General features: G+C 71.4%; 13 protein-coding genes. 5 read left to right on the top strand and 8 right to left on the bottom strand.

The genetic code is table 11. The features are described from left to right. Positions 1 to 40 precede the first annotated feature (40 nt). Together WME89_RS00405 and WME89_RS00400 are read right to left on the bottom strand one after the other, a co-directional pair. Positions 41 to 817, bottom strand: coding sequence for a GNAT family N-acetyltransferase (locus WME89_RS00405; protein ID WP_438007310.1), 777 nt, complete (start codon positions 815 to 817; stop codon positions 41 to 43). A 333-nt stretch (positions 818 to 1,150) separates the two neighbouring features. After that, entirely contained in the window at positions 1,151 to 1,759 is a 609-nt protein-coding gene (locus WME89_RS00400; protein WP_438007309.1) for a superoxide dismutase, read from the bottom strand. A 496-nt stretch (positions 1,760 to 2,255) separates the two neighbouring features. On the opposite strand from WME89_RS00400, the gene WME89_RS00395 reads away from it, so the two are divergent. The 3 genes from WME89_RS00395 (at position 2,256) to WME89_RS00385 (ending at position 9,561) form a co-directional block, all read left to right on the top strand. After that, positions 2,256 to 4,082 (top strand): OmpA family protein, encoded by a 1,827-nt coding sequence (locus WME89_RS00395; RefSeq protein WP_438007308.1) that lies wholly within the window; start codon positions 2,256 to 2,258, stop codon positions 4,080 to 4,082. Positions 4,083 to 4,096: 14 nt separating this feature from the next. Then, positions 4,097 to 8,356, top strand: coding sequence for a hypothetical protein (locus WME89_RS00390; RefSeq protein WP_438007307.1), 4,260 nt, complete (start codon positions 4,097 to 4,099; stop codon positions 8,354 to 8,356). 338 nt (positions 8,357 to 8,694) lie between these two features. Beyond that, positions 8,695 to 9,561: an Hsp33 family molecular chaperone HslO gene (locus WME89_RS00385; protein WP_438007306.1), complete on the top strand. Its 867-nt coding sequence runs from the start codon at positions 8,695 to 8,697 to the stop codon at positions 9,559 to 9,561. A gap of 73 nt (positions 9,562 to 9,634) precedes the next feature. Here WME89_RS00385 and WME89_RS00380 read toward each other — a convergent pair whose 3' ends face one another. Both WME89_RS00380 and WME89_RS00375 read right to left on the bottom strand, forming a co-directional pair. After that, positions 9,635 to 10,273 carry a TetR/AcrR family transcriptional regulator gene (locus WME89_RS00380; protein WP_437654942.1) on the bottom strand — a complete coding sequence of 213 codons (639 nt, stop codon included), beginning with the start codon at positions 10,271 to 10,273 and terminating at the stop codon, positions 9,635 to 9,637. A gap of 172 nt (positions 10,274 to 10,445) precedes the next feature. Next, the gene (locus tag WME89_RS00375) at positions 10,446 to 12,071 is read right to left on the bottom strand and encodes an FAD-dependent monooxygenase (RefSeq protein ID WP_438007305.1); all 1,626 of its coding nucleotides are present in this window, start codon (positions 12,069 to 12,071) and stop codon (positions 10,446 to 10,448) included. A 322-nt stretch (positions 12,072 to 12,393) separates the two neighbouring features. On the opposite strand from WME89_RS00375, the gene WME89_RS00370 reads away from it, so the two are divergent. Then, the gene (locus tag WME89_RS00370; RefSeq protein WP_438007304.1) at positions 12,394 to 12,858 is read left to right on the top strand and encodes an SRPBCC family protein; all 465 of its coding nucleotides are present in this window, start codon (positions 12,394 to 12,396) and stop codon (positions 12,856 to 12,858) included. Between the two features lie 25 nt (positions 12,859 to 12,883). Here the strand turns inward: WME89_RS00370 and WME89_RS00365 are convergent, their stop codons facing one another. The 4 genes from WME89_RS00365 to WME89_RS00350 form a co-directional block, all read right to left on the bottom strand. Beyond that, entirely contained in the window at positions 12,884 to 14,104 is a 1,221-nt protein-coding gene (locus WME89_RS00365) for a sugar ABC transporter permease (protein WP_438007303.1), read from the bottom strand. Next, positions 14,101 to 14,871 carry an ATP-binding cassette domain-containing protein gene (locus WME89_RS00360; protein ID WP_438007302.1) on the bottom strand — a complete coding sequence of 257 codons (771 nt, stop codon included), beginning with the start codon at positions 14,869 to 14,871 and terminating at the stop codon, positions 14,101 to 14,103. The genes WME89_RS00365 and WME89_RS00360 overlap by 4 nt, the downstream gene beginning before the upstream one ends. Before the next feature lie 23 nt (positions 14,872 to 14,894). Beyond that, positions 14,895 to 16,055 carry a sugar ABC transporter substrate-binding protein gene (locus tag WME89_RS00355; protein ID WP_438007301.1) on the bottom strand — a complete coding sequence of 387 codons (1,161 nt, stop codon included), beginning with the start codon at positions 16,053 to 16,055 and terminating at the stop codon, positions 14,895 to 14,897. A gap of 881 nt (positions 16,056 to 16,936) precedes the next feature. Then, positions 16,937 to 17,275 carry a hypothetical protein gene (locus WME89_RS00350; protein WP_438007300.1) on the bottom strand — a complete coding sequence of 113 codons (339 nt, stop codon included), beginning with the start codon at positions 17,273 to 17,275 and terminating at the stop codon, positions 16,937 to 16,939. Between WME89_RS00350 and WME89_RS00345 the strand changes: the two genes are divergently transcribed. Then, positions 17,265 to 17,807 (top strand): cellulose binding domain-containing protein, encoded by a 543-nt coding sequence (locus WME89_RS00345; protein WP_438007299.1) that lies wholly within the window; start codon positions 17,265 to 17,267, stop codon positions 17,805 to 17,807. The genes WME89_RS00350 and WME89_RS00345 overlap by 11 nt on opposite strands. The last annotated feature ends 454 nt before the right edge of the window (positions 17,808 to 18,261 follow it).

Genomic DNA, 18,261 nt, shown 5'->3' with positions numbered 1-18,261 from the left:
GGGTCGCGTCCTGCGCGGAGCGATTCGCCTGCGCTCGGGCTCAGGACGGCTCGCCTTCATCGCCGGCGTCCGCATCGACGCGGGGGTCGCGCGCCTCGCCGGCCGCTTCGTCCGGCAGGGGTGATCCCGGCGGCGGTGGGGCGCTCGACCGCTTCTCGGCCACGCGCGCCTTCGCGGGCCGCCGCGACGCGCGCTTCGCCTTCGCGGACGCGCCTGGCTCCTCCTGGGGGCGCGGCTTCTTGAGGGCCCGGGGCGGCAGAAGCTCGGAGTCGACGGCGACCTTCTTCGCCATGAAGATGGCGGCGTCGAGCCGGTAGAAGCTGCGCTTCCGGTAGAACTTGAGGGCGCCGATGTTGTTCTCGGCGACCTCCAGCACGAGGTGGGTACAGCCGTGGATGCGGGCGAGGTGCTCGAGCTGCTCGAGCATGAAGGCGCCGACGCCGCGTCCCTGGTAATCGGGGTGGACGGCGAGCTCCTCGACGAAGAGGGGGCGCATGTCGTGTTTCGTGAAGTACCGCTCGTTCATCCAGTTGTCGGTCCCGGTGATCTCGAACGCGCACTCGGCGTAACCGACGATATCCTGGCCATCTCCCTGGCGGACCTCGAACAGGAGCTGCTCGACGCCTTCTTCCTCGTAGACCTCCAGGAACCGCTTCTTCGATCGTGGTCGCTGGTATTCGACCGTCTCGCGGTTCACGTCCCGGAACACCTTCTTGAGGAATTCCCAGACGCGGTTGAGGTCGCGCCGGTGGATCCGGCGGACATGGATGAGGCTCTCTTCCTGAACGTCGGGGGAGCTCGACGAGGCCTTGCTCATTGTCGCGAGCAGTCTACAGGACGGAGCCGGAAAGGGCACATCGCGACGAGCGCCGGGCTTCGAGCCCGGCATCACGCCACGGCGCCGCACATCTGTCCGGCATCACGCCACCGCGCCGCACATCTGACAGGCATCACGCCACCGCGCCGCACATCTGTCCGGCATCACGCCATGTACAGCGTGCATCTCCCCGGCAGCACGCCACGGAGGGCAGTCGTATCAGGCCAAGACGGGTGTCCGGCCCGAAGCGGCATCACGCCCCGGGAAGCTCAGGTGGATCGCGGGTGGTGGGGCGGCGGGGGCGCGTGCCCCCGCCGTGAGACCAACGTTAGACTACACCCCAGCCTGCGGCCCGATCTGCTGGAAGCGCGCGTTGAGCACGTCCCAGTTCAGGCCGGAGAGCACGTTCGCCACGTAGTCCGCCTTCTTGGTCTGGTAATCCGCGAAGTACGCGTGCTCCCAGGCGTCGATGGCGACGATGATATGCGTGTTCGCGAACAGACCTACGTCGTGCTCGGTCCGGATGAGGTTGTTGAAGAGCTTCTTCTCCTGATAGTCGTACACGAGCACCGTCCAGCCGTGGGCGCTCAGGAGGGCTGCCTTCGCGTCGGCGAGCCAGTTGTCGAAGCTGCCGAACGACGCCTCGATGAGCTGCTTCGACTGGGCGCTCGGCTGCGTCGAGCCGTTGCCGATGTTCTCGAAGTACAGCTCGTGCAGCACCGTACCGTTGAACGCGACAGGCTCGCGGCGCTTGAGCTCGCTGTACGCGTTGAACGAGTAGTTCGGCGCGCTGCGGTCAGCCTTGCCGAGCTGCTCCCAGATCTCGTTGAGCTTCTTCACGTAGCCCTGGTACAGCGTGAAATGCGCCTTGAGCTGCAGGTCACTCAAGCCCTTGGCGTTACCGCCGAGGAGGTGGTCGAAGTTCTTGGGTTCGCGGGCCATTGGTGCCTCCTAACGAGTACCGCGAGCAACGCGTGCCGCGGGGTTAGGGGGCCGCTCTACCGCTGCTGCTGTCCGGTAGCAACCCTGGCGTGCGAGATGACACCACCGCAGCCTCAGGGCGCCAGCGGCCCTGACCTCCATGAGGGAAACCCGTACGCCGGCGCAAGCCGCGCCCGTGATCCTGCGCTGGCGCAAACCGCAGCGCGGCCGTGCATCGGAGCAAACCGCGCCGCGCGTGGCCGTGCGCGGCCGTACCAGATCTCGCGCAGGAGCCGTTCCGACCTGGCGCGCACCCGCGCCACCCGCGCCACATGGTGCGCTGAGCCCCTCCGGAACGGGCGCGCACCTGCGTCAGCTGGCGCGCAGCGCCCTCGCTCCGGCTGACCCGATCGCCCGGCAGGCGCCTGAAAACCTCGCGAAACGTTGAACGTCGCGCCCGTTTCGGTCGATACTTCCGCGGCTTGCTGTTCCTTCGCTAGGGAGGCGACCTCGTTCCATGCCGGCTCGTACACAGGGGACCCATCCGACGGCCGCGCTCGCGGCGGCGCTGTGCCTGCTCGGCGCAGCGGCTCGCGCCGAGGCGCAGGAACCCGCGAGGCCCGAGGGCTTCGCGCTCGACAGGTTCCGGCCTGCGCCCGCCGGCGACAGGATGTTCGGAGTCCAATCCGCTTACACCGCAGGGGACACCTCGCCGCACATCATGATCCTCGGCGACTACGCCCAGGATCCGCTGGTGTTGCGGAGAGAGTCGGGGAACGCGGATATCGGCGACGGCAAGGTCGTCGGCAGCCAGCTCCTGCTCCACCTGAACGCCTCGCTCTCGCTCTGGAAGCACCTCACGGTGAACGTCGATCTGCCGCTCGCGCTCCAGTCCGGCGACGGCGGGGCCGCCTCCGGCGCGGTGCTCCCGCCGCCGGCCAGCAGCGCGCTCGGGGATCTCCGGCTCGGCGCGCGCGCCACGCTCTACGGCGACTACTTCGATCCGTTCCAGATCGCCGTCGCCGGTCACGTGTGGCTGCCGACCGGCGATCCCGAGGCGTACTCCGGCGACGGCACCGTGCGCGGCGGGCCCGAGCTCGTCCTCGGCGGCCACCTGGATCGCGCGGTGTGGTCGCTCTCCGCAGGGCCGGAGTTCCGGTCGACCAGGCAGTTCGCCAACGTCGAGCAAGGGCTGATGGTGCACTGGGGCGCCGGCGTCGGGCTGCTCCTCGACGACGAGCGGCGGCTGCAGATCGGGCCGGAGATCACCGGCGCCGTCACGGTCTCCGACCTCCAGCAGCGCACCACCAACCTGGAGGCCCTGCTCGGCGGGCGCTACCGCTTCGCCGACGACTTCGAGGCCGGGCTCGGCGTGGGCCCCGGCCTCACCGCCGGCGTCGGCACGCCGGCGTTCCGCGCCGTCGCCCTGATCGCCTACTCGCCCGAGGTGAAGCCGCCGGTGAAGGACCGGGACGGCGACGGCATCCTCGACCCGGTCGACGCGTGCCCGGACGTGCCGGGCGTCGGCAGCGCGGACCGCGCGAAGAACGGCTGCCCGCCGCCCAGGGACCGCGACAAGGACGGCGTCCTCGACGACGTCGACGCGTGCCCCGACGTGGCCGGCGTCGCCGCCCCGGACCCGAAGAAGAACGGCTGCCCGCCGCCCGGGGACCGCGACAAGGACGGCGTCCTCGACGACATCGACGCGTGCCCGGACGTGGCCGGCCCGACCAGCGACGACCCGAAGAAGAACGGCTGCCCGCCGCCGCCCGATCGCGACAGCGACAAGATCCCCGACCCCTCGGACGCGTGCCCGGAGATCCCCGGCATCGCCACGACCGACCCGGCCACGAACGGCTGCCCGGGCGACACCGACGGCGACGGCATCCGCGACGACAAGGACGCCTGCCCGAACGAGAAGGGCAAGGCCGACGAGGACCCGAAGCAGAACGGGTGCCCGGTCGCGGTCCGGGTGACCGAGACCGAGATCGTCATCCTCCAGCAGGTGCAGTTCGACACAGGCAAGGCGACGATCCGGCCGGTGAGCAACGAGCTGCTCGACGAGGTCGCCGGCGTGGTGAAGGACCACCCGGAGATCCTCAAGATCGAGGTCCAGGGCCACACCGACGACCGCGGCACGCGCCAGTTCAACACGAAGCTGAGCCAGGCCCGCGCGGAGTCGGTGCTGCGGGCGCTCGTCGAGCGGGGCATCGCGGTCGAGCGCATGCAGGCGAAGGGCTACGGGCCTGACGTCCCGATCGCGGAGAACAAGACCGAGGCGGGGCGCCAGAAGAACCGGCGCGTCCAGTTCAACATCATCGAGAAGGCAAAGAAGCAGCCATAGGGCTGGAGGCTTCGATGGCAAAGCGATTGGCATACACGGGGCTCACCAGCGCCGCGCTGCTCGGGGCGCTCACCGGGACCGCGAGCGCGGAGCCGTTCAACCGGGTCCAGGTGGCGCAGCGCGGCGACTTCGTCCTCATCGGCAACACGCTCGCGCACGACTGCGCTGCGTCGACGCCGGCGCCGCTGGTGGGCGACGTCGGCCCGTGCGGCGCGGAGATGACGCTCGCCGACGCGGCGCCCGACATCTACTGGCGGGCCGACAGCCCCCTCGCCGGGCAAGCCGAGGCGAGCAACACGATAGCTCCCTCGGCGGCCCGCAGCACCGCGGTCCTCACCCTGCCGACGGGCGCGCGGGTGACCCACGCGTACCTCTACTGGGCGGTGAGCCGCTCCTCGGGCTCGGTCGACCTCTCCGTGACCCTGGACCGGCCCGGCACCACGTTCACCTCCGCGGTGTCGGGCACCCTCTCGGGCGAGGCGCTCTCGGGGCTCACGCACTCCCAGGTGGTCGCCGACGTCACCTCGCTCGTGCAGGCGCGCGGCGCGGGCGCCTATCGCCTGAGCGGCATCAACAACCCGGCCCCGCTCAACGGCGTGAACCAGGCGTTCACGTTCGCCGGCTGGTGGATGGTCGTGCTCTACGAGCTCACGACCGCGCCCGCGCGGAACCTCGCGATCTTCGACGGGCTGGATCCGGTCATCGACGGCCAGACGGTGGACTGGACGATCTCGGGGTTCATCGTCCCCTCGAGCGCGGGCCAGGCGAAGCTCGGCGTCGTCGGCTTCGACGGGGACAGCTCAGCCGGCGACGCGCTCGAGTGGAACGGCACCGCGCTGTTCGACGCGCAGAACCCGGCGAACAACTTCTTCAACAGCTCCCGCTCGTTCCTCGGCGCGCCGTCGTCCTCGGCGGGCGATCTGCCGAGGCTCACCGGGGGGCCGCTGAGCATGAGCGGCATCGACGTCGACGTGGTCCAGGTCCCGTCGGGTCTGCTCATGGCCGGCGACACGGAGGCGGAGATCGGCGCGGTGGTGTCGGGGTCCGACAGCTACCTGCTCGGCGGCATCGTCACGTCGGTGCCGACGCTGCTGCCGGATCTCTCCACGTCGAGCAAGTCGGTCCTGGACCTCGACGGCGGCGGCGTCACGCCGGGCGACACGCTCGAATACACGATCATCGTCACCAACACGGGCGACGACGACGCCGCGGAGGTCGCGCTGAACGACCCGCTGCCCGCCGGGGTCACCTACGTCGCGGGCTCGCTCGAGGTCGCCACCGGCCCGAACGCGGGCGGCGTGACCGACGCCGCCGGCGACGACGAGGGCGAGTACATCGCCGGCTCCAGGACGATCCGCGTCCGGCTCGGCAATGGCGCCAATGCGGCCAGCGGCGGGTCGCTCGGCGTCGGCGAGACCACGACGGTGCGGTTCCGCGTGACCATCGACGCGGACACCGACGGCGAGATCGTGAACCAGGCGGTCGTCACCGGGGAGAGCCCGGAGGGCGGCGCCGCCCAGGAGTACCCGACGGACGGCAACGGCACCGAGCCGGGCGCGCAGCCCACGGAGATCCTCGTCGACAGCGACGGCGACGGGCTGAGCGACGGGGACGAGAGCGGCGCCGGCACGGACCCGAACGACGCCGACACCGACGACGACGGCATCGGCGACGGCGCCGAGGAGCTCTGGGATCGCGACACAGACGGCGACGGCCTCGTCAACGCGCGGGACGTCGACAGCGACAACGACGGCCTCTTCGACGCGACGGAGCTCGGCCTCACGGACTGCAACGGCACGGGCACGGACACGCTGGCGGGGCACTGCGTGCCCGACGGCGACGGCGGCTCGACGACCACCGATCCGCTCGACGCCGACACGGACAACGGCGGCGCGATCGACGGCTCGGAGGACGCGAACCTGAACGGCGTGCGCGACGACGGCGAGACGGATCCGACGACCGGGAACGGCGCCGACGACAACCAGAGCCCGGACACGGACGGCGACGGGCTCGGCGACGCCCTCGAGGGGCACCTCGGCACGGACCCGGAAGACGCCGACACCGACGACGACGGCGTGCGCGACGGGGCCGAGCCGAACCCGACGGACGACAACGACGGCGACGGGCTCATCAACGCCCTCGACGTCGACAGCGACAACGACGGCCTCTTCGACGGCACCGAGCTCGGCCTCGGCTGCACAGGTCCGGGCACCGACGCGACGGCGGGCAGCTGCACCCCTGACGGCGACGCTGGCGCCACCAGGACGTCGCCGCTCGAGGCCGACACCGACCACGGCGGCGTGACCGACGGCTCGGAGGACACGAACCTGAACGGCGCGCTCGACGCGGGCGAGACCGACCCCCGGGCCGGCCAGGCCGCCGACGACCGGCTGAACACCGACAGCGACGACGACGGGCTGAGCGACGGCCTCGAGGCCGCGCTCGGCACGGACCCGGACGACGCCGACACCGACGGCGACGGGGTGCGCGACGGGCTCGAGCCGAACCCGGCGAACGACACGGACGGCGACGGGCTCATCAACCCGCTCGACGTCGACAGCGACGACGACGGCCTCTACGACGGCACCGAGCTCGGCCTCGGCTGCGACGGCCCCGGCGCGCCGGCGCGCCACTGCACCGCGGACGCGGACGCCGGCGCCACGAAGACGTCGCCGCTCGACGCGGACACGGACGACGGCGGCGCGACCGACGGCTCGGAGGACGCGAACCTGAACGGCGTCGCCGACAACGGCGAGAGCAACCCGACCCGCGGGCACGGCGACGACGACAGCGGGAACGACGACGGGGACGACGACGGGCTGAGCGACGATCTCGAGGAGACGCTGGGCACGGATCCGGGCGACGCGGACTCGGACGACGACGGCGTGCAGGACGGGCAGGAGCCGAACCCGGCGGACGACACCGACGGCGACGGGCTCGTCAACGCGCGCGACGTGGACAGCGACGACGACGCCCTTTACGACGGCACGGAGATCGGCCTCGGCTGCGACGGCCCGGGCACCGACGCGGCGGCTGGGCACTGCCGGGCGGACGCCGACAGCGCGGTCACGACGTCGGCGGTGAGCCGCGACAGCGACCGGGGCGGCGCGACCGACGGCTCCGAGGACACCAACCTGAACGGCGCGGTCGAGGCGGGCGAGGCCGATCCGAGCGCCGGCCACGGCGACGACGACAGCCAGAACGTCGACGGCGACGGCGACGGCGACGGGCTGAGCGACGACCTCGAGGTGTTCCTCGAGTCGGATCCGGGAGATCGCGACAGCGACGACGACGGCCTCGTCGACGGCGAGGAGCCGAACCCGAGCGACGACGGCGACGGCGACGGGCTCCTGGACATCCTGGACGCGGACAGCGACGGCGACGGGCTCTTCGACGGCACCGAGGCGGGGAAGGACTGCGCGGAGGCGGACACCGCGGCCGAGGCGGCGAGCTGCACGCCGGACGCCGACGGCGGGGTCTCGACGACGAGCGTGGTGGACCCCGACACGGATCGCGGCGGGGTCAGCGACGGCGACGAGGATCAGAACCACAACGGCACGGTCGACGAGGGCAGCTCCGAGACGGATCCGAACGACTCCGGGGACGATCGCGGCGATCGCGACGGCGACGGCCTCTCGAACAGCGAGGAGACGGAGCTCGGCACCGATCCGGACGACGCCGACAGCGACGACGACGGGGTGATCGACGGCGAGGAGGTCGAGCCTGGCGCCGACACGGACGACGACGGGAAGATCAACGCGCTCGATCCCGACAGCGACGGCGACGGGCTCCTCGACGGGACGGAGCTGGGCAAGGGCTGCTCGCACGAGGACACCGACGCCGACGCGGAGACCTGCGTGCCCGACGGCGACGAGGGGGCCACGACGACCGATCCGACGGTGGCCGACACGGACGGCGGCGGCGCGATCGACGGCGAGGAGGACGCGGATCACGACGGCGTCGTGGACGAGGGCGAGCGCGATCCGAACGATCCTGCGGACGACCAGCCCGCGGCGTGCGAGCAGGACAGCGATTGCGGCGCCGGGATGGTGTGCGACGAGGCGACGAAGGAGTGCGTCGCGGGGTGCCGCAATCCGGACGGCTCCATCGGTCCGTGCGTCACGGCGCCGCCCGGCGAGGGCGTCGTGGTGCAAGGCGGCGGCTGCGCTTGCACGGTGGGCGCGGACGGCGACGGCAGCCGCTCGGCGCCGTGGGCCCTGCTGGCGGCCGGCGCCTGCGCCGCCGCGCTGCACCGGCGGCGCAGGCGGAGCTGAGCGCTCCTGCCAGATGGCGCCCCCCGGCGCGGAGCGACGGGGGCGCCGTGTAAACTACCGAAATTAATAAATTTTACGGTTCCGGCGCTCTCGCCCGGCCTCACCCGGGTTGCGCTCGGCCTCAACCTGGTTGCGCCTGCCCTGCCCGCCCGGCCTCCCAGGTTGCGTTCCGCGCCCCGCCCGCACCCAGGTTGCGCCGCCCGCCCGCACCCAGGTTGCGCCCGCCCCGGCTCTGGCCCACGGGTCCGGCTCGTCCCCACCGGTCCCGGGTCCGACGCGCCGCGGGTTGCCATCTGCCGTCCGTGGCTTAACGATATTTTTTCACGGGAGAGTGCATCTTGCTCCGACCTTCTGATTCCGTCGTTCGCGCCATCACGCTCGATGGCGCCTTTCGCGTCATCACCGCGCTGACCACCGAAACCGTGCGAGGGGCCATCGCGGTCCAATCGGCCGCCGGCCCGACCGCGCAGCGCCTGGGAGAGCTGATCACCGGCGCCATCCTCGTGCGCGAGGCCATGGCGCCCAACCTGCGGGTGCAGGCGATCATCAAGGGCGCGACCGGCCACGGGACCCTGGTCGCCGACTCGCACCCCGACGGCACGAGCCGCGGCCTCGTCAACCTCGGCAAGGGCGCCGCCGAGGGGAGCACCGTGGAGGTCGGCGGGGGCTCGCTGCTGCAGGTCATGCGCACGCTGCCGAGCGGCATGCTCCACCAGGGGGTCGTCGAGGTCCCGGCCGAGGGCGGCATCTCCGGCGGCCTGATGACGTACATGCAGGAGTCGGAGCAGGTCGTCTCGATGATCGCCGTGGCGACGCTGCTCGGCGACGACGGCGTCGGCTCCTCCGGCGGGTACCTCGTGCAGCTGCTCCCGGAGGTCGAGCGCGGTCCGCTCATGGTGATGACCGAGCGGCTGAAGGACTTCGAGCGCCTCGACGACGTGCTCGCGCACGAGGGCGCGTCGGCGGACATGCTGCTCGAGGAGCTGCTCCACGGCATGCCGTTCTCGCGGCTCGACGACTCGCCGCTCAGCTTCAGCTGCCGCTGCAGCGAGCTCCGGGTCATGGCCACGCTCGCGAGCCTGCCGAGGAGCGACGTCGAGGAGATGGTCGAGGACGGCAAGGTCCTCGACATCCGCTGCGATTACTGCGGGAAGGACTACCAGGTGTCGCCGTCGCAGCTCCGCTCGCTGCTGACGACGAGCTGACCCGCCGGCCGCCTGCGTCGCGCCGGCCGCCTGCGTCGCGTCGGCGCGCTCGCCCGCGCCGGGCCGGCGCTCGTCACGCGGGCTGCTGGCCGGGCGAGAGGCCGCGGCTCACGAAGGTGATGACCCGCTCGTTCTCGACCTCGTCGTCCCACGCCGCGTCGGGAGCGATGAAGACGCGGTGGAGGATGTACCCCGCGAACGTCGAGGCGACGCAGCGGAGGACGACCGCGGGCGGCCACCCCACGATCTGCCCCTCCCGCTGGAAGTGCTCGATCATGGTGATCCCCTTCGCGAGGAACGGCGCGAACACGCGGCTGAAGACGCCGTCGCGCAGCTCTGCGTCGAACGGCAGCTCCTGCGCGAGGATGCGCAAGAGCCGCGGGTGCGCGCGCACGAAGGCGATGCGCTCGGCGAGGAGCGCCCGCAAGAACGCCTCGAAGCTCGGGTACGCCACGCTGAAGAGCGGGTCCATGGAGCGCGCCAGCGCGGGCCCGACCAGCTGCTCGATGGCGGGGCCGAGCACGCCGAGGAGGAGGTCCCTCTTGCTGGGGAAGTACTTGAAGATCGTCGCCTCCGCGACGCCCGCGCGCCGCGCGATGTCCCTCGTCGCGGTCCCGTGGAAGCCCTGCTCCGCGAAGGCGGCCACCGCGGCCTCGACGATCTTCTTCTGCGCCTCGGTCAATGTGTCGTTCGAGCGCGGGCGTCGGCTCATCGGCGTCCTCTCTGCTCACCTCTAGTACCGCGCGCCAGAGGTCCTGCCGGATTTCTGGCCCTTCGACGCGGCGGACCTCGCGCAGCGCTCGCCGTGTCTCGCCGCGCTCGTCGCGCGCCGCGAGCTCCGGCGCGCCCGCAGCGCGCCGCGCTGGCGCCGGGTGCGCCGAGCGCTAGGCGCTCCTGGCCCTGGCCGTGAAGAGCCGGTCGAGCGCCCGCCCGAGCTCGCCCTCGTCGAGGGGGTCGCTGCGCACGCCGATGTAGCCGTCCGGCCGGACGAGCACGGCGGCTGTGCTCTGGACACCGTACACCGCGTGCGCGTGCCCGTCGGGGTCGGCGTACCCTCCCGCCTCGGGGGCACCGACGACCACGACCCTGAGGTCCGGCCCGCCGAGCTGCGCTGCGAGCCGTCGGACGCGATCGCGCGCCGCGCCGTCCGCCTGCGGGCCGGCGAAGAGCAGCAGCGTGAACTCGGCGCCGCGCATCCGCTCGAAGAGGTGCACCTGCTCACCGGCCGCGCTGCGCAGCGCGGCGTCCGGCGCGCGGTCGCCGGCGCGGGGTCCGCGCTCCGGCGGGGCCCCGATCTGCACGGAGAGCGGGCTCTTCCGGTAGCGGACCTTGAGCTGCGAGACGAACCCCAGGACGCGGCGCTGCACGGCGGAGAAGCCCAGGGCGCGGGACAGGAGGCGCGGCGCGACGATGCGCAGCGTCCTGGCCACCGGGCCGTGCGCGGCCATGAGCCCGAACAGGCGGTCCGTGAAGCCGACCAGCCGACGGGCGACGGGCAGCCGCTCGGTTTCGTAGGTGTCCAGCAGCCATGCCGGCATCTGGCCCTGCTCGACGGCCGCGAGCTTCCACGCGAGGTTGTAGGCGTCCTGGATCCCGGTGTTCATGCCCTGCCCGCCGGCCGGGCTGTGGATGTGCGCTGCGTCCCCGGCGAGGAACACCCGCCCTTTGCGAAGCTGCGCGGCCACGCGATGGTGCAGCCGGTAGCGCGAGAGGACGATCGCTCTCTGTACCTTGAAGGGCACCGGGATCGTCTCGCGCATCCTGCTCTCGAACTCCTCGAGCGAGGGCGGCGCGCCGTGCGCCGGCGGGGCTTCGGGCAGGATGAGGATGACCCGGAAACGGTGGCTGCCGGGCACCGGAAAGGCTGCTGCGACACCGCGGCGCGAGGGGCTGAGGTAGATCTCGCCGTCGGGCAGCGGCCAGTCGACGACGATGTCGCCGAGCATGCAGTGATCGTCGTAGGTGTCGCCCTCGAAGGCGATGTCCGCGCCCTTGCGGACGGGGCTGCGCGCGCCGTCGCAGCCGAGGAGCCACTTCGCGCGCACCTGCTCGACGCTCCCGTCGGCGCGGCGGAGCGCGCACGTGACGCCGGCGCTGTCCTGCGCGTAGGAGGCGAGCTCGACGCCGCGCTCGAGCGTCACGCCGAGCGCGGCGAGCCGCGAGGCGAGGACGCGCTCGGTGTCGAACTGCTGGATGACGAATATCCCTGGATTGGGCGTGGACAGCTCCGGGAAATTGAAGATGGGCAGGCGCGCGCGCCGGCCCTGTGCGAGCAGGACGTTGATCCCGCCGACGCGCACGGCGTGCTCCATGGCTGTGTCGGCGATCCCCATGCTGCCGAAGATCTCCATGGTCCGCGTCTGCACCGCGAGCGCGCGCGAGTGATCCGGCGGCGGCTCCGTTGCCTTGTCCACGATCCGCACCGTGAGCCCTCGCCGGGCGAGCTCTCCGGCCATCGTCAGCCCGGTCGGCCCTCCGCCGATCACGAGCGCATCCACCGCTTTTGTCATGCGCGCCTCCCTTATGGTGAGTGATTACTCACTCACCATAAGACACCTGTCCGGTCTGGCAAGGACCGACCTGGCGGCGATCGCACCCCGACGACCGCACCCAGGTTGGGGTGGCGACCGCACCCAGGTTGGGCGGCGCGACCTCACCCAGGTTGGGCGGCGCGACCTGCGCGACCTCACCCAGGTTGGGCGGCGCGACCTCACCCAGGTTGGGTGGCGCGACCTCACCCAGGTTGAGCCCAGCCCGGCCCGCCCACAGCTACCCACACCCACCCCCCAAGCAGCGCATCCCGCTGGGCAAGATCCATGCGATGGTCCCCACATGGAAGAGGTCCACGTGAACGTCTACATCCACGCCCCGGTCGAGCGCGTCTTCGAGGCCGTGGCCGACCACGAGAGCTTCCTGCGCGCGGGCGACGGCACCCGCACCAAGGTCATCCGGCCAGGTCTCACCGAGCGCAACGGCCTCGGCGCCCTGCGCGAGGTTCGCGTCGGGAAGCGGATCCGCTACGTCGAGGAGATCACCGCCTTCGAGCGCCCGTCCTCCTTCGAGTACCGGATCCTCGAGAGCACGCAGCCGCTCCGCCACCACGGCTCGCGCCTCCGCTTGACCCCGCGCGGCGACGGCACGGAGGTCGACTGGACGTCGCGCTTCGAGGTCCCGGTCCCGCTCGCCGGCCGCCTGCTCGGCCCGCTCGCCCGCCGCATGTTCATCGCCGCGTTCACCGAGCTCCTGCTCGCCGAGAAGGCCCGCCTCGAGGCCTCGCAGCCCGCGCGCGTCGCCTGACGCCCCGCTCCCGCCGCGATCCGCTTCAGGTCCGGCCGGCCGGCTGCCGTCCGGACCTCGCGATCGCGTCGATGGTCACGGCCGCGAGCAGCGCGGCGCCGGTCACCATGAACTTCACCGACGACGGGAGCGCCAGCAGGTCCATCCCGTTCGAGATCGAGCCGATCAGCAGCGCGCCGGTCAGCGCCGACCACACCGTGCCCCGGCCCCCGAACAGGCTCGTCCCCCCGATCACGGCGGCCGCGATCGCGTTGAGGAGCACGTCGCCGCCGCCGGACGACTGATTCACCGCGAGTAGGCGCGAGGTGGCCAGGATGCCCCCGGAGGCCGCGAGCGCCCCGCACAGCGTGAAGACCGCCACGCGGATCGCGTCCACGCGGATGCCCGCTCGCCGCGCGGCCTCCGCGTTCCCGCCCACCGCGAAGATGTACCGCCCGAACCGGGTCCGCCGGAGCAGCAGGTCGAAGCCGATCACGAAGCCGAGCAGCAGCAGCAGCGCGAGCGGCACCCCGCGATCCGCGTTGAGCAGCCCGACGACGGCCGCCACCAGGACGAGCACCCCCGCGATGCGCGCCGCCATGGCCCCCCTGGAGGCGGGCGGGAGCCCGGCCTTCACCCGGCGCCGCCGGGTCACGACCTGCCCGGAGACCGCCATGCCGACGCAGAGCGCGCCGAGCGCCCACCCGAGCGCGGGCGAGAGGAACGTCCCCGCCAGCCCCGAGATGAGCGGGTCATAGACGTTCACGGTGCCCGTCGTGCCGAGCACCCACAGGAGGGCTCCCTGCCAGGCGAGCAGCCCCGCCAGCGTGACGACGAACGACGGGACCCGGAACCGCGTGAACCAGAGCCCCTGCGCGAGCCCGATCAGCGAGCCGGTCGCCACCCCGGCGAGCAGCGACAGCGCCGGGCTCACCTGGTGCTGCACGTTCAGGATCGCCATCACCGCGGCGCTCATCCCGCTCACCGCGCCGACAGAGAGGTCGATCTCGCCGAGCAGCAGGACCAGCACGATGCCCACGGAGATGGTCCCCATGGCCGCGATCTGGAGGACCAGGTTCGTGAGGTTGCGCGCCGAGAGGAAGTTCTCGTTCTGCGAGGCGAAGACGCCCCAGATGAGGATGAGCCCGAGGAGCACCGGCAGCGAGCTCGCGTCCCCCTGGCGCAGGCGCCGCGCGAGCGCCGCGAGGCCCGCCCCCGGCGCGTGGGTAGCCGCGATCCCGCCGGTCTGTCCGGAAGCCCCCGTCATCCTGCCCTCCTCGACTCCGCGACGTCTGCGCCGGTGATCCTGCCGACGACCTGCTCGCGCGAGGCCGCGCTCGTGTCGAACGTGCCGGCGAGCTGCCCGAGCCGGAGCACGACGATGCGGTCCGAGACCTGGAAGACGTCGGCGAGGTTGTGGCTGATGACGAGCACGCCCAGCCCTTGCTGCTTGAGGCGCGTGATGAGCTCGAGGACCTGCCTGGTCTGCGCGACGCCGAGGGCCGCGGTGGGCTCGTCCAGCATGACGAGCTTCGCCTCGCCCATGACGGCGCGGGCCACGGCCACGGACTGCCGCTGTCCGCCCGAGAGCGCGGCGACCGGCGTGCGGACGACAGGGATGTTCACGTTGAGCGTCCTCAGCACCTCGAGGGCGCGCCGCTCCATGTGCTCCTCGTCCATGGCGCGCGAGAGGGGGTCGACCTCCTCCCTGCCGAGGAACAGGTTCGCCACGACATCGAGGTTGTCGCACAGCGCGAGATCTTGATACACGGTCGCGATCCCGAGCCTCGACGCGTCCTTGGGCCCCCGCAGCGCGACCGGCTGCCCCGCGAACCGCAGCTCCCCGCTGTCGGGCGGGAAGATGCCCGCGATGGTCTTGATCAGCGTCGACTTGCCGGCCCCGTTGTCTCCCACGAGGGCGACGACCTCGCCCGGGAAGACCTCGAGATCGACCCCGGAGAGCGCCTGCACCGCGCCGAACCGCTTCTTGATGCCGCGCAATTCGAGGATCGGAGTTCGCTGCGCAGTGCTCATGGGCGCCCCGGGGAGCTCCGGACCTAGAGGATGCCCGCCGCCTTGCAGGCCTCGGCGTACTGGGCCGTGCAGACCTGCTCCTTGGACCAGAAGGCGTCCGCGATGACCGTATCCTTCAGGTTCTCCTTCGTGACCGAGAGGGGGACCAGGAGCACCGAGGGGACGTCCTTCTTCCCGTTGTTGACCGTCTTGCCCCCGGTGAGGTCGGTGGGCACGGGCTTGCCCATGGCGAGGTGATACGCGATCACCGCCGCGGCCTCCGCCTGCGGCTTGATGGCCTTGTAGACCGTCATGTACTGCTCGCCGAGGAGGATCCGCTGCACCGCGGCGAGCTCGGCGTCCTGGCCTGTCACGGGGGGCAGGGGCTTGATGCCTGCAGCCTTCATCGCCGCGATCGCCCCGCCGGCGGTCCCGTCGTTGGCCGCGTACACGCCGTCGAGCTGGTTGTTCAGCGCGGTGAGCGCCTGGGTCATCTCGTCCTGCGCCTTGTCGGGGCTCCAGTCCGGCGTGTCGTACTCCTTGACCACCTGGACCTTGCCGTCGAGCGCGCTGTGCGCCCCCTTCTTGAAGAGCATCCCGTTGTTGTCGGTCGCCGCGCCGTTGATCATCACCACCCGCGCGGTCGCCTTGTTGCCGAGCGCCTGGAGCAGGGACTCGCCCTGGAGCCTGCCCACGGACTCGTTGTCGAACGAGACGTAGTAATCGATGCCTTCGGTCCCCGGCACGAGCCGGTCGTAGGCGATGACAGGCACCTTCTGCGCCTTGGCCTTGTTCGCGATGACAGCCGCAGAGGCGCTGTCCACGGCGTCGAGGACGAGCACGCTCGCGCCGTTCGTCAGCGCCGCCTCGGCCTGGGCCTGCTGCTGCGAGGCGTCCTGGTTCGCGTTGCTCGCGAGGACCTGGCAGTCCGGACAGAGGGACTTCACCTTGGCCTCGAAGAAGGGGCGGTCCTTGGACTCGTAGCGCGCCGTCTTCGACTCCGGCAGGAGGAGGGCGATCTTGGCCGGCTTTGCCGCCCTGTCGCCGGCGGCTGCTCCCTTGTCTCCGGCGCCTGCTCCCTTGTCGCCCGCGGCTGCTCCCTTGTCGCCCTCGGCCGCCCCCCCTTGCTTCTGAGAGCACGAGGTCAAGACGAGGGCAGTCAGGGCCCACGCTCCCAGTCGACCGCTGATCGCTTTGGTCTTCATGAACTTTTCCCCTGGACGTGAACTGGCGCTCGGCGGACCTATACCCTCGCTGAAGCTTGCCGTCCATAGCCGGCTGCCCCGGGGAGCGGCGGCGCGGCCGGCACGGCGTTGGCTGCCGTCGGTTGCGCCGGGCGCCCGGAAGACCTCTCGGCAGCCGCGCCGCAGTGCGACCAGCTGCCGGGCGGCGAGCCTCCTCCGCCAGTGATCCGTCAGGAATAGAGAGTCGATGGCCTCCATGCGAGAGCCGGGCTATCCAACGCACCACATCGTCCCGGCAGAGCAGCACGAGCAGCACGACGATCGATATCTCCTGACCTCGGCCGCGTGGCGCGCGTCGCTCTTCGGATACCGGCTGTTCCTGGCTCACGACCGCATCCTGTATCCATACCGCGAGTGGGCGAGGGCCCCGCGGCGGACGCGCCCGACAAGACCACAGATCTCCTGCGGCTCACCGACGAGCTCATCCAGCCGCCTTGCGCACGGCGACGCGGTGCTCTCGTTCCGCCCGTGGGCCATCGATGTCCACGTCAACGTGGCTCAGTGTTTCGGCACCAGCAGAAAGTTATTACAGAGAACCTCTTGCTGATACCAAGCGGTGCTGTATAGACTACTGAACTCAACTTCGTTCCGTTCGACCTTGGTCGGGCGCGCCAAGGGGTATTCAAGATGCGACCGATGCCAAGGTGTGCGTCTCTGCTCAGCCCTACCACGTCCGGAGCAGCTGGCCTGCGAGGTTCTCGGATGAAGGTATCGACACGGTCAGGCTCACCGTTGCAGTCCGGCAGATGCCGGGGTCGGGTCCGCACGTCGAGCGCCTGGTCAAAGGGCACCACGGCGCTCTCTGCCGTCTCCCTTCTGGTGCTCGCGGCGTGTGCCGAGGGCTACAGTCTGGACGAGAACACGGGTGGCGGCGGCGGGAGCAGCGCCAGCTCCAGTTCGGGCGGCGCGACCTCCTCCAGCGCGATCACCACGGGCTCTGCGGTGTCCACGACGAGCAGCTCGACCAGCGTCTCGGCGAGCAGCTCGTCCGGCGCTGGCGGTGCCCCCACGGGCACCACGGTGAGCAGCTCGGCAGGAACCGGCGGCGCGGGCGGCGAGGGCGGTGCCGACGTGACGAGCGCCACGTCGAGCACCTCGGTGAGCTCCACATCGAGCACCTCGGTGAGCTCCACATCGAGCACGTCCGTGAGCTCCACGTCGAGCACCTCGGTGAGCTCCACGTCGAGCACCTCGACTGGCGGCGGCGGAAGTCCCACGAGCACCACCACCGCCACCACCGGCGGCGGCCCCACGGGGGAGCTCGAGCTGCACTATGCCGCCCGGGATGGCGCCGCCAGGGTCCAGGGTCTATCGTTCAGCGTCCGAGTCAGGAACACCGGAGACGAGACCATCACGCTCAGCGACGTGACGATCCGCTACTGGTTCACGGATGACGACGCCGCATCGCGGTTCGTGAGCGTATGTGATTTCGCGTCGGTCCCCGGCGGGCGCACCAGCGTCACCTGGACGTTCGGCGAGGCGTCCGCCGCCGAGGCCGACCGCTACCTCGAGCTCGGCTTCACCTCGGCCGCCGGCACCCTCGCCCCGGGCGCCACGTCGGGAGAGGCGCAGATCCGCGTCTACAGCGAGACGTACGAAACCATGATGCAGACCAACGACTACTCGTTCGACGCCACGCTGACCGCCTTGACGCCCTGGGAGCAGGTGACCGCCTACCGAGACGGCGTGCTCGCCTGGGGCACAGAGCCGTAGCCACCGCAACCCGGCCGCACCGCGCCGCTGCGCTGCGGGCGGCCGCGCGCGCCGCCGAGCTCCGCCTCCGGCCGCGAGCGCCGCGGCATGCCCCCGAGCCTCGCCTCGCTCGGTCTGACGTTCTCCTCCCCCCGTCGCTCCAGACACCGGCCGTCCGCGCCTACCCACGGAGCACTGGACGTTCGTCCTCGGGTTCGCCGCATGGCCCACATCTCGCACGTCTCGTTGCAGGCTCCCCAGCACGGTGAGCCCCGGAAAGGGATCTGCGGGCACACCCATCGCCTTCATCACGATGACGCCCTTATTTCCAGGGAGTGTCACGCCTGCTGAGCACCCCCGCGCCGGGTGATGCCCCGTGGCAGGCTGACACGGCGCGCGTTTGCGCCACACCCTGCACACGCCCTCGCCCGTCCGAGTTGATGGCGATGTAACCAAGTTTCCATGCAAATCCGTC

This window comes from Sorangium sp. So ce321, assembly GCF_051530195.1.
GTDB lineage: Bacteria > Myxococcota_A > Polyangia > Polyangiales > Polyangiaceae > Sorangium.
Note: the sequence above shows the minus strand (reverse complement) of the source record. Positions and strands in the feature narration are given on the sequence as shown.